Raw genomic sequence first — 12,437 nt, 5'->3', positions numbered from 1 at the left:
GTTTTATTTAATATTCGCCGGATTTTTCTGTAAATTGATATTTAACACAATGACCACAAGGTTTTATTAAAAACAAGATTGATTATTTTTCGTTCGCAATGGCGTTTCACTCAGCGAATGATAAAAATGCGTAAAAGAGTTTTCCAATTTTTTGCGTGCCGATAGTTTATTAAAATCAAAGAAATTCAATATTATTTTCAAAATAAAATTCTGCTATCACTTACTGAGTGAAACGCCTTTGCGAACGGAATTTTTTCAAAGCTAATCCTGTTTATCTTTGCGAACTCTGCGTTAAAAATGTATAACAAAGCTAGTCTTAAGAAAATGCATTCAAATTCTGAAAGATTGAACCTGTTTTTTATCAAATTTTTAATGTTTGCCGTTCAGAATTTTATTATTACTTTTGAGAAAAATAATTCAAATGAAATTCAAAGCGATATTATTTGCTGTAGCCTTGAGTGCTTCGTCTTTAGCTTTTGCACAGGAAACAAAAAAATTCGGACCTCCTGCAGGAAATGCTCTTGTAGGTGATGTTTACGGTGGCGGAGTTGCTTCAAATGTAGAATCTAAAGCAATTTCTGTAGATAAGCTGAGCAAAAAGCTTAAAAAAGATAAAAAAGTAGAAAACGTTGCCGTAAAAGGGAAAGTAACAGACGTTTGCGACAAAAAAGGATGTTGGTTAACGATCCAGACAGAAGATAACTCTCAGTTTTTTGTAAAAATGAAGGATTATGCATTCTTTGTTCCTACTGCTTTAAAAGGTAAAACTGTTGTTATGGACGGAACTGCAGAAAGAAAAATTACTTCTGTAGATGAGCAAAAACATTATGCGGAAGATGCTAAAAAGCCTCAGTCTGAAATCGATGCGATCAAAGCTCCAAAAGAGGAAATCAGATTTGTAGCCAACGGAATTAAAGTGGTAAACTAATTTTGTTGTTCTCAATGAAATAAGGGATCTGTAAATTTCCAGATTCTTCTTTCATCAAAACGACACAGTTAATATAAAACAAAAGCGGAATCAATGTTCCGCTTTTTTTATTTTCAGTCTTCTATTGTAAAATTCACTTCTGCATCCAGCTTTGGATATTTTGTTTCTGAGACAAATTTCTTTCCGGTACAGTCGATTTCGAGCCAGCCTTTTTTCTTCTTCACATCTCCCACTTCCATGACAAAAGGAATAAAAGAGATTTCATCTTTTCCTTCTTCTTTTATTTCACGGTACTGAACTGCTACGTCTAAAATACATTCATGATCTGTATTCAGCTTTACATTTCTGTAAATGATATCATAATGAGTTTCTCTGTTCTCCGGAATTTCGAGATAGGTTTCCCAGCCTGTGGTTTCGGAATTTAATTCTGAAATCGCTTTTAACGCATAATATAAAGCAACCGTATAATATTTTCGGGTTCCCTTTCTGGTGTAATCGTCTACGAAATGTCCGCCTTCAAATAAAATCGTAGGCATTCCTGCTTTTATAAAATTATCGCCTGTGGAAGTCGGATAAAATTCATCAGAATATCTTCCGATCTGATTCGGGATTAATTCTTTCAGATGCTGATAAACTTTTGCAATTACCGCCATGCATTTTTTCCGGTTTTCGGTTACGGTTCTTTCAACATTTTCTGAGGGAGCCAAAAAAGATAATGTAGCCGGATGAATTCCGTCTGTCGTAAAAATTGTTCTCTGCTCATGAAGATTCAGCGCATAATCATATTTTTTCGAAGCCACCGTATTTTTTAAGAATTTGATTTCTTTACTGGCTTCGTTATGAAAGTCTCTGTTCAGATCTATATCGACTGCATTTAATCTTGTCCATTTTTCGGATCCGTCGGGATTTAGCATAAAAATAAAATCAAGCTGAATTTTACTGAACAATTCTTCTTTCAACTCCGGTGCTTTATCTAAAGAAAAAAGCAAATCGAGCATCGCATGTGTTGCGTTAGATTCATTGCCGTGCATTTGCGACCAGGCAAGAATATTAATGTTTCCTGTTCCGACTGTTAACTTATAAATAGGTTTTTCTAAATAAGACGATCCGATCTGTTTTATATGATCACTGAGATTGTTTTGTAGGTAAGAAAATAATTTTTCAGGGGAAATATAGCGATTTGGGAAATTTGGATTTTGTAAATAGATGTGTTCGAAATTCATATAAATAGTTTACAATAGTCAAATTTAAGTTTTTTTTATGGAAAAAATAAATTTTACATTTGTGAAATAATTAAACATATTGATATGACAAAATGTCTGTTGATAAAATTGTGGATTGAGAATAATTTAATACGAAATACGTAAATTATTTAATTTGAGTAATTTATGAAATTTAACTCAATAATTATTTCAATATTACTTTAAGTGTTGAAAACCTTCATTACAGAAAAATATTGAGAAATAGTTTAAACAAAATTATTGTTGAAAACTTTGAATAGAACACTGTATACAAATGTAAATCATTAAAAATACAGTCTTCTATTAAATTATTTCTTTTTTTAATTTCAGAAATTTAATCTGGTACATCTTAAAAAAGATCAATAACTATATTTTACATTAAAATAATACAAAACCCAGTCCAAATGCGTTTGAAAGCTATATTTTACAAAAGTAAAACGTTCATTTTACCCTATTATAAGGCATTTATCTGTTATTTTAAGTATATTCTCTGTATTTGCTGATACAGTGTATTAAACCGCAACAAAATTATGTTTAATACACCAATAATGGTATTTATATGAACATAACTTATCAATAAGTTATCGACGATTTCAGCCAAATTTTATTGATTTTAATAATTTAATTGTGGATAAACTTTTGTAAAATTTAGAATTAGTATTTTATTAATTATATAAAACGGTTATTTTCAAATAGTTACGTAGTTTACATTTGTATTTTGCTTTAGTTTACATTTGTTTATTAATTCAATTTGCATTTGTAAATTTATTTATTTACATTTGTAACGCGTTTTAATAATGGTTCTATGAGTCTAAACGAGAGAATTTCAAAAGTTATCGAGTATTCTAATCTTTCTTCTTCGGAGTTTGCGGATGAAATTGAAGTACAGCGATCTTCTATTTCGCACATTACGTCCGGAAGAAATAAGCCGTCGCTTGAGTTTATCATTAAAATAAAATCGCGCTTTCCTGAAATTCTTTGGGACTGGCTGATTACGGGTGAAGGTGAAATGCTGAAGTCTGAGCTTCCCGAATCGGACGTTTCTGAACTGGAAGAAGAAATTTATGAAGAGGAAAAACCGAGAACAACTTCTCTCCCCGATCTTTTTACGATGGTAAATAACGATGAAGATTTTGGCAGTGAAGAAACAGAAATAGAACCGCCAGAAATGAAGCGGCAGGAATCGCTTATACCGGATCAAAGTAAAGCACAGGAGAAAATATCGGATTCTCAGCGATTAGAAAATAACAGTGATCAGATCATTGTTCAAGCTATTGAAAATCAACAAAATAAAATTAAACGGATTGTTATTTTCTACGAAAACGGCAAATTCGAAAGTTTTGAACCTTAAATGATCTTTGCAACCGTTCAATTTTCAAAATTTCAATCAACTTATATTTAGATCATAAAAAAGCCTCACAAAATATTGTAAGGCTTAGAAATTTATCTTTAAAATTTATCTGCTTGCTTTTCTTCTTCCGAGTTCCTTTTTGATAAGACCCAGTTCACGACCGGTTTGCCCCGCAACAGAAGTATTTTCCTGCGCTCTTCTGGTAAGATATGGTACAACGTCTTTTACAGGTCCGTAAGGAAGGTATTTTGCCGCATTATAGCCTTTATCCGAAAGATAGAACGTAATATTGTCGCTCATCCCGTAAAGCTGCCCGAAATAGATATGAGGATTTCCGTTTTCCAGTCCTTTCGTTTTCATTTTATCCATGACAAGCTCTGAAGAAATTTCATTGTGGGTTCCGAAAAATGCGGAAACTTTATCTAAATGATTCATAACGAAATCAATTCCTGCATTGTAATTTTTATCGGAAGCATCTTTTGTCGGCTGAATAGGATCTGCATAGCCTTTTTCTGCGGCTCTTGCTCTTTCTTTTTCCATATAGGCTCCACGAACGATCTTATACCCGATAAAATAACCTTTTTCTCGCGCGCGCTGAAGATGCGACTCCATATATTCCAGTCTTCCGGTTCTGTACATCTGAATGGTATTCCAGACAATCGGCTTTTCCTGATTGTATTTCTCCATCATCTCTTCACAAAGATGATCCGCTGCATCCTGCATCCAGGTTTCTTCGGCATCTACCATCACTTTTTTGTCGTGCTCGTGGCAAAGCTTACAGACTTCATCAAACCTTTTTACTACTCTTTCCCACTCTTCTTTCTGGCTTGTTGTAAGTTCCGCATTTTTCCCGACAGCTTCATACAGATCTATTCTTCCGAAGGCTGTAGGTTTAAAAACGATAAACGGAATTGCCGGATTTCCTACAGAAAATCTTACGATATCTTTGATCTCTTTGCAAACTGCATCAAACGTTTCTTCGTCTTCTTTGCCTTCAATAGAATAATCGAAAATACTTCCGACTCCTCTTCTGAAAAGCTGTTTCACTACTTTCATACTTTCTTCACGGGTTTCTCCTCCGCAAAACTGCTCAAACAAAGTGTTTTTTACAATTCCGGTAACGAAAGGAAAACTATTATGAACGGTGAAATTAAGAACGGAAGTTCCAATTTTTGTAAGGGAAGGCTGCTCAATCATTTTGAACATCCAATACGCTTTTCTTAACTGTGCATCGGATTTATCCGCAAATGCGACTTTAGTATCGTTAAAAATGGGCATTACTTTTTATAAATTTAAGGTACTGCAAAGGTAAGAAAAGGATCAGGTTTTATAAAGAAAATTTTCTATAATTTACCTTCCAGTCCGTTGAGAAGCATTGCGATTATCCCAATGAAAACCCAAATTCTGAGAATATTAAGCGTAATGAAGTTGCTTTTTCTTGTATGATTTAAAATAAGGTAAACGCAAAGGATGAAAATAAATAATCCGGCAGTAAAATAATATGCCATGAATCCTGAAATTCCTGTTTTCATGATCAGCTTCATGGATACTGCCATGGTAATGATAAGCAGAGAAACAATAATTGTTTTGGTATTCCTGCTTTTAAAATAATTGGGAATTGTCGTGTATCCAAACGCTTTATCCACACTTTTTGTTAACGTATCTTTTACAATATCAATGCATAAAAGAATCAGAAAAAGAAAAACCGCCATGAGTAAAACTTTCTTCGAAAAGGTTTCATAATAGACCATCATTCCGAAAAAGGGATACAACGTAAGGCTTACAAAAGTGAGATTGTTTAATATTAAAATCCGGCTGAGTTTATGGCTGTAAAACCACATAAAGAACTGATAAACTACAAAAAATACAAAAACATTATGCGAAATCATCCATGCAACTCCCAAAGAAATCACACTTAAAACGAGGTAAGCGTAAAGAAAATATTTCTGCTTAATGAAGCTCTGGATTCTTGTTCTGAAAGGTTTTACGACATGATCTTTTTCGAAATCGTAAAACTGGTTGATGATTCCTCCGGCAAGAATCGTAAGAACCGTACAGAAAATAATTCCGTGAACTTTAAAATCAAATACGAATTTTCTGAAATTTTCATCCTGATTAAAGAGGAAAAATGTTGAAACATAGAGTGCAAAAATCAGCAGAACGGCAACAAAAAAGCGAGCTCCCAAAAGAAAGCCCACGAATTGTGAAAATCTGTAAAAAAAAGATTTTTGGATATAGTTTTTCTGTTGGAAAGTTTCTTTTTCAGAATTCATTCACAACAATTTTTAGAATCTGTAAATCACTTCTTTATGGAAGCCATCAAGCATTTTTTCTGCTTTTTCGTAATCTTTGGTGAAACCTAAAATATAACCGCCGCCGCCGCTTCCGCAGAGTTTTAAATAATATGCATTGGAATCTAAGCCTTTTTTCCAGACGTTGAATAAACTTTCCGGAATCATGGGACGGAAATGTTCATATGCCCAGTGAGAAAGTTTTTTAAGGTTTCTGAAAAATGGATTCATATCTTTTTTAAGGAATGCATCGATACAAGCGTTATTATAGCGGATAAACTCTTCTTTCAGGGTTTTTCTGAAGCCTTCGGTCTTCATTTTTTCAAAGAAAATCTGAACCATTGGTCCTGTTTCGCCCGTCATTCCTGAGTCTATCAAGAAAATAGCTCCTTTTCCGGCTTCACTTTCCGGAATTGCCACCTTATCTACACTTTCTTTGCTTTCGATAAGAATCGGAAGATTCATGTAGCAGATCAGAGGATCAATTCCTGAACTTTTCCCGTGGAAATAGCTTTCCATTAACCCAAAAACTGTTCGAAGGTTTTTCAGTTCGTCTTTTGAAATATTTTCAGGTTCATGTTTAGAAATAGAATATCTTTCGAAAATTGCGGCAACCAAAGCGCCTGAACTTCCTACTCCATATCCCTGAGGAATATTGCTGTCGAAGAATAATCCTTCAGAAATTTCTTCTTTAAATTTTGAAACATTAAGCTCAAAAGTTTCAGGAAGTGCTAAATTCTGCAGGTATTCTGCGTATTTTTTAAGATGATCATTGGATTTTTTTTCAAATTCGGAATCCAGTGATGAGAATTTGAGGGTACCTTTATAAAAACTGTAAGGTAATGTCAAACCTTGGGAATCTTCAATAATTCCGTATTCTCCGAACAAAAGAATTTTTGCGTAAAATAATGGGTTTGTCATTTATTTAAATAAATTTTTCTGCAAATTTAATACTATTCTGATGAATATAAGCAAATCCCGCGCCGAATTCTAACAAATTTTAACAGCAAAATATTCTTAAAATTTTAATTAAATCTAAAATCAGAATTACATTGATGAAAATTAAGGTTTATATGGTTTTCTATTCAAAAGAAATAATGAGGTATGTAAATTTACCGTGAGTCGATATAAGAAGATTAAAATAAATTGATAATCAAATTACTACATTTCATTAATAGCGTTAGTCTTCAGCCCGATATAAAGTTTTCAGATCAAAATTAACTTTAATGAAAATTGAATATAAGTTTTGACTAAAGCCTATTGCTATTTTTGTATTGTTTATACATCAACTCACTTAAATTTAAAGTCAGGTAAATAAAAAAGACGCTATAAAGCGCCTTAATTTGTTGTAGTATGATTTAACTATTTTTTCTGGGTATTCAGCTTTAAGAAGCGTATTAAAATTAATCCTACAAAGAAAAATAGTGCCATTGAAAACGCGGCAAATCTCATTCCTGAAGCGGAAGGCAGCATGACATCAATTTTAGCGAAAATGGCTCTTAAAGAATCGTATTTATCGATAAATAAGGCAAAAACAAATGTTCCTACAATGATGGCAATTTTTTCCAGAACATCGTAAAAACTGAAAAATGTAGTGTTTTCCATTGAGTTTTCCGGCAACAGCTTGGAATAAGTGGATCTGGACATTGCCTGAAGTCCTCCCATTACCAAACCAACCACAGCAGCTACGCCATAAAACTGATATTCTACTGTCGGGTTTTCTTTGTTAAGGAAATATGCCCAGATACAGGCAACAATCCAAAGAATAATAGCAATGGTAATTACGTTTTTGTTTCCTATTTTTCTTGATAATCTTGAGAAAATTACAGCTCCGATAATGGCTTCAATCTGAATGACCAAAAGTGTTCCGATGAGTTTATCCTGAGGAAGATTGATTTCGCTTTTCCCGAAAAGTGTTGCCATCAGGAAAATGGTCTGCATTCCCACGCTGTAAAAAAAGAAGCTGGAAAGGAAATATTTCAGATTTCTGTCTTTGAACAGATCTTTTCCTACTTTGAATAATTCATGAAAACTTTCTTTGGCGATATCTTTATAGAAGCTTAAGTTATCTTTTAAAACTTCGAAGAAACCACCCTGTTCTTTATGTCTTTTGAAGATGTTTTTATAGTTTAAAAGGACTAAATCTTTCGGAAGTTTTTCTTTCACATCACCAAACTGAGGCAGATGCTTGAAGGTATACTGAGAAAAACCGAACCACCAAGCTCCGGTTAATAAAAAGCTGATTCTTGTGAAAAGCAACTGTTGTGCAGCTCCTTTTGCAAGAACCTGAATTAATATTAAACAAATCACTACCAAAACTACGGAACCGATATATCCGTAAACATATCCTTTAGCAGAAAGCGCATCCTGTTTGTCTCTGGTGGCAATATCCGGTAAAAAGGAATTATAGAATACCAGACTTCCCCAAAATCCGACACTTGCAGTAATGCTGAAGAGTAATCCCAAGAATACGTTGTGCATTCCGGTAAACATTGCCAATCCCATACAAGATGTAGCTCCTAAATAGCAGAAGAACTGCAGGAAGGATTTTTTGTTTCCTATTGTATCTGCCAAAGAGGATAAAAACGGAGACAATAAAACCACTATGAAAAACGAAATCGTTAAGGAATATCCATAGACCGCATCGGGTTGATATTCTTCTCCAAAGATCTTAATCATGTGTCTTACAGGGACATCGATCCATGATTTCGTTTCCGCCACGTATTCCTTTTTTTCGTACGCTGTGGTAAGAATGGAATAGTAAATAGGGAAAATAGTAGAAGTAATTACCAAAGAATAAACGGAGTTTGCCCAGTCATAAACCGCCCAGGCTTTCATGATCTTTGGATTATTCTTTATGTTTTGAGTTTGCAGATTCTCAATTTCAGACATTTCAAATAATTATTAATAAACACAAAAATAGCAAAACCGCTGAATATTCGGAGCTTTTTATTTGGTTTGGAGAAAATTTTATTATTCCGTTAAAATTGTGCTATTTAAAAAATGGCTTCAGTATAAATATTTCTTGCCCGAAGAGAATATTTTTCAGAAGAAAAATTATCTTATTTCAATTAGATATTGTTTTTTTTGATTGCTTTTGATTTTTAAAAGTTTTTTAACCTTTCAAAATGATTTTTACCGATAATTTCTATGAATGTCTGGAATTATAGCCCCGATTGCAGCATTTGTCTGAGCTCATTTCGGTTTTCGGCGGCGGCTTCGCCGCCGCCGAAAACCGAAATAGCGAGTGCGGAAAGCGGGAAAAAGCTCCAAAAAAAATCCGAAAGTAAAACTTCCGGATTCTGAATGTATCAATCTAATGATTACTGCATATTTTCAATAACGATTGCAGAAGCTCCGCCTCCTCCGTTACAGATTGCTGCTGCACCGTATTTACCGTTATTCTGTTTCAAAACGTTAATTAAAGTTACAATGATTCTTGATCCTGAACTTCCAAGAGGGTGACCAATAGCCACAGCTCCACCGTTTACGTTTACTTTAGAAGCATCCAGTCCTAAAATTTTATTGTTCGCCAGACCTACTACAGAAAAAGCTTCGTTGAATTCGAAGAAATCAATGTCTGTAAGCTCTAAACCTGCTTTTTTAAGGGCAATGGGTAAAGCTTTTGAAGGTGCTGTTGTAAAATCTTCAGGAGCCTGAGCTGCATCTGCATAAGAAACGATTCTCGCCAAAGGCTTAAGTCCCAATTCCTCCATTTTTTCTTTAGAAACAAGGATCAAAGCAGAGGCTCCGTCATTGAGTGTAGAAGCGTTTGCTGCCGTTACTGTTCCTTCTTCTTTTTTAAACACTGTAGGAAGTGTAGGAATTCTGTCAAAATTTACCGCTTTATATTCTTCATCTTCTGCAAAAATAATCGGATCTCCTTTTCTCTGAGGAATTTCCACAGGAACAACCTCATCAGCAAATTTACCTTCCGACCATGCTTTTGCTGCTCTTTTATAAGATTCGATGGCAAAATTATCCTGCTCCTCTCTTGAAATACTGTAGTCAGCTGCACATTTTTCTGCACAAACTCCCATATGAACTTTGTTGTAGACGTCTGTAAGCCCGTCCAGAACCATTCCGTCCTGCATTTTTACATCGCCTAATTTTGTTGCATTTCTCGCGTTGTAGTAATGTGGAACTGAGGACATATTTTCCATCCCTCCTGCAACAATTACGTCTGCATCTCCTGCTTTAATTGCCTGTGCAGCCATAGAAACCGCTTTCATTCCGGATGCACAAACTTTATTTACCGTAGTAGAAGGCGTTTCGTTTGAAAGTCCTGCTCCTAAAGCTACCTGACGAGCCGGAGCCTGTCCTTCTCCCGCCTGTAAAACGTTCCCCATGTAGATTTCCTGAACCTGTTTCGGATCAAGACCGATTTTTTCTAATGCTCCTTTTACAGCAACAGCTCCCAGCTTCGTTGCAGGAACAGCAGATAAACTTCCTAAAAAACTTCCCATCGGAGTTCTTACTGCGGAAACGATGAATACTTCTTTCATTTTTATAATTCTATTTTTTTACGTTTAGTTTAAACCGAATCTTATAATTTTCTGTTTATTTTTTGTTTTCTTTTGCTTTCATCAGTACAAAATTATAAGTGTCATTTTCGAATTTTGACTGAATTTTTATGTAATTGTCCTGCGTGGCAATAACTTTATTGGTGAATATATCTCCTACTTTAATAGGATTTTCTTTTTCGGTTTTTTCAACAGCAATTAATTTATACTCGCAGTCACTCACAAAAACCATGGTTAGTTTTATAAAATCTTTACCATCGTTATAATATTCGGTCTGTATATTATCTTTTATGGTCATATACCAAAGATTGGGCGGATAATTCATCCTGTAAAACTTACCTTCCTTAATATTAGTACATTTTGGAGGGTTATCTACAGGTTTCTTTTTTACCGTTTCCTGAGACTGTGCATTCGCGTACGATGCACCCAGAAAAAATACTCCGATCGAAAATATTTTCAAAAAATTCATACGTGATTATGCTTTTACTTTATTATTTTTAACTAAAATGATGATAAACGCTCCTAAAAATTCTAAGATCCAGCCCCACTTCAATTTTACAATTCCTGCCAGTTTATCCTGCCATGATTTAAAAGGCATAAAGCTGAAATAATCTGAAGCCTGAAGTTTTACGGCAATAAGCGTAAAAACAAACAGAACAACCAGAAGAATACCAAAAATTTTAGAAACTTTTGTATTATTGTTTGCAATACCAAAGAGTGCTCCTGCAGAAAGAATCCAGCAGATTATTGCCAGAGAATGATCGAGCTTCCAATAATTCCAGTTTCCGATGATGGGAACGTGAACGAGCGGCAGAAAACTTCCTGCAACCACCAATATCAATCCTAATAACTGAATATTTTTCATATTTCTTAAAGTGCCAAAATACAAAAAAAAACACACTCCAAAAAGTGTGTTTTTCTATGATGCAGATTCATATTAAAAATTGACATATAACAGCTCCAATCCTATCTGAACGCCATATTTGTTATTAATTTTTGCCTGATCGTTGAATATAGGTGTGAAATCTTTTTTCACAAAAATATTAAACGGACCATATCCCAAAGACAATTTACCCCCAAAAAGAAAAGCATTAACAGCGTCTGAAATGTTTTCCCTGTATTTTACGCGGTTGTTCTCTTCATTCTTGTAAATGATATAGTTTTGGGTAAGAAATCTTACGCCTCCGTAAACTCCTGCACTGATTCTGAAATTTCCTTTGGAATTATCCAGCATTTTTTCATTATTTTCTACAGTATATTTAGGATTTAAGACAAATACAAAATCAATCGGAACCAGAAAATAGTGATTTTTAAGATATGATTTTTTTAAATTTCCTTCGGCGAAAGTATTAAAATCCGAAATAGAGATTTCATTTTTATCCTGAGTGAAAATTGTTGTTTTTTTCGGTGAAAAAGAATCTGACCGATATCCCAGACCGATACGGTAAAATACCGGAGAAACCAAAGAACCGATCTGTCTCGTCATTCTCAATTCCATTTGTGAAGACATGGAATTTCCTACTCGCATTCCGGATTCTTTATTACCTATTGCAAGGGAAGAGGATGATTTTGTAAGATTCATGAAACCGAAACCGATGTTAAAATCTGTTGTGCGTAAAAGGTCTTTTTTTGTTTTATTACCGGAGGTATTCAGTGTGAGAAGTGCATTATTTTGAGCTAAAAGTTCAATAGAATGTTTTCCGGATCTTCCCATCACAACATCTTTTACAATGCCTTTGGTTGCATTTTCCAGCTCTTCTTTCTGGCTGTTTATTTTTTCGTTGATGATTTCTTCGTATTTCATCGCGATTTCTGTTCTCTGCTTCTGCTTTTCATCAGCGCTTACTTTGTTTTCTCTGTAGTTCTTATCCAGATCATCCAGCTCCAGATTCATTTTAGACTTTTCTGATACTACAATGCTGTCCACTTTTTTAGAATAGCTTCTTAATTCCGGTCTTACTTCCTGTGAAAAGGCGTAGGAAAAAGCAAAAAGAGCAGTCATTAAGGCAAATTTAGTTTTCATGTATTTTCTTTTATTTTTTAGACAATATTTTACCGCTGTTCATAAAAAAGAACAGTAATTTTTATTTAAAGTATTAGAAT

Annotated in this window: 11 protein-coding genes; 2 read left to right on the top strand and 9 right to left on the bottom strand. The window is 34.2% G+C overall.

What is annotated here, in order from left to right; all coding sequences use genetic code 11:
* Positions 1 to 421 precede the first annotated feature (421 nt).
* Positions 422 to 928 (top strand): DUF4920 domain-containing protein, encoded by a 507-nt coding sequence (locus tag AC52CF_RS09215; RefSeq protein WP_375182060.1) that lies wholly within the window; start codon positions 422 to 424, stop codon positions 926 to 928.
* Between the two features lie 113 nt (positions 929 to 1,041).
* Here AC52CF_RS09215 and AC52CF_RS09210 read toward each other — a convergent pair whose 3' ends face one another.
* On the bottom strand, positions 1,042 to 2,151 hold the full coding sequence (locus AC52CF_RS09210; RefSeq protein WP_375182061.1) for a M14 family zinc carboxypeptidase: 1,110 nt from the start codon (positions 2,149 to 2,151) through the stop codon (positions 1,042 to 1,044).
* Between the two features lie 823 nt (positions 2,152 to 2,974).
* Between AC52CF_RS09210 and AC52CF_RS09205 the strand changes: the two genes are divergently transcribed.
* Entirely contained in the window at positions 2,975 to 3,520 is a 546-nt protein-coding gene (locus AC52CF_RS09205) for a helix-turn-helix transcriptional regulator (RefSeq protein WP_375182062.1), read from the top strand.
* A gap of 105 nt (positions 3,521 to 3,625) precedes the next feature.
* On the opposite strand, the gene AC52CF_RS09200 is transcribed toward AC52CF_RS09205, so the two are convergent.
* The 8 genes from AC52CF_RS09200 to AC52CF_RS09165 form a co-directional block, all read right to left on the bottom strand.
* The gene (locus tag AC52CF_RS09200) at positions 3,626 to 4,798 is read right to left on the bottom strand and encodes a proline dehydrogenase family protein (protein ID WP_375182063.1); all 1,173 of its coding nucleotides are present in this window, start codon (positions 4,796 to 4,798) and stop codon (positions 3,626 to 3,628) included.
* A gap of 65 nt (positions 4,799 to 4,863) precedes the next feature.
* A complete protein-coding gene (locus AC52CF_RS09195; protein ID WP_375182064.1) occupies positions 4,864 to 5,793 on the bottom strand; it encodes a UbiA family prenyltransferase in 930 nt (309 codons plus the stop codon).
* A gap of 12 nt (positions 5,794 to 5,805) precedes the next feature.
* Complete coding sequence (locus AC52CF_RS09190; protein ID WP_375182065.1) at positions 5,806 to 6,732, bottom strand: mevalonate kinase family protein; 927 nt, start codon at positions 6,730 to 6,732, stop codon at positions 5,806 to 5,808.
* Positions 6,733 to 7,173: 441 nt separating this feature from the next.
* A complete protein-coding gene (locus AC52CF_RS09185; protein WP_214589862.1) occupies positions 7,174 to 8,703 on the bottom strand; it encodes an MFS transporter in 1,530 nt (509 codons plus the stop codon).
* A 431-nt stretch (positions 8,704 to 9,134) separates the two neighbouring features.
* Entirely contained in the window at positions 9,135 to 10,316 is a 1,182-nt protein-coding gene (locus AC52CF_RS09180; protein ID WP_214589863.1) for an acetyl-CoA C-acyltransferase, read from the bottom strand.
* Between the two features lie 55 nt (positions 10,317 to 10,371).
* Positions 10,372 to 10,803: a hypothetical protein gene (locus tag AC52CF_RS09175; protein WP_214589864.1), complete on the bottom strand. Its 432-nt coding sequence runs from the start codon at positions 10,801 to 10,803 to the stop codon at positions 10,372 to 10,374.
* Between the two features lie 6 nt (positions 10,804 to 10,809).
* Positions 10,810 to 11,199: a hypothetical protein gene (locus AC52CF_RS09170; RefSeq protein WP_290265397.1), complete on the bottom strand. Its 390-nt coding sequence runs from the start codon at positions 11,197 to 11,199 to the stop codon at positions 10,810 to 10,812.
* 72 nt (positions 11,200 to 11,271) lie between these two features.
* Positions 11,272 to 12,357 (bottom strand): coiled-coil domain-containing protein, encoded by a 1,086-nt coding sequence (locus tag AC52CF_RS09165; protein ID WP_290265394.1) that lies wholly within the window; start codon positions 12,355 to 12,357, stop codon positions 11,272 to 11,274.
* Positions 12,358 to 12,437 lie beyond the last annotated feature (80 nt).

Source organism: Chryseobacterium sp. 2P, assembly GCF_059579425.1.
The sequence above is the reverse complement of the archived record's forward strand: the minus strand, read 5'-3'. Positions and strand labels throughout refer to the sequence as shown.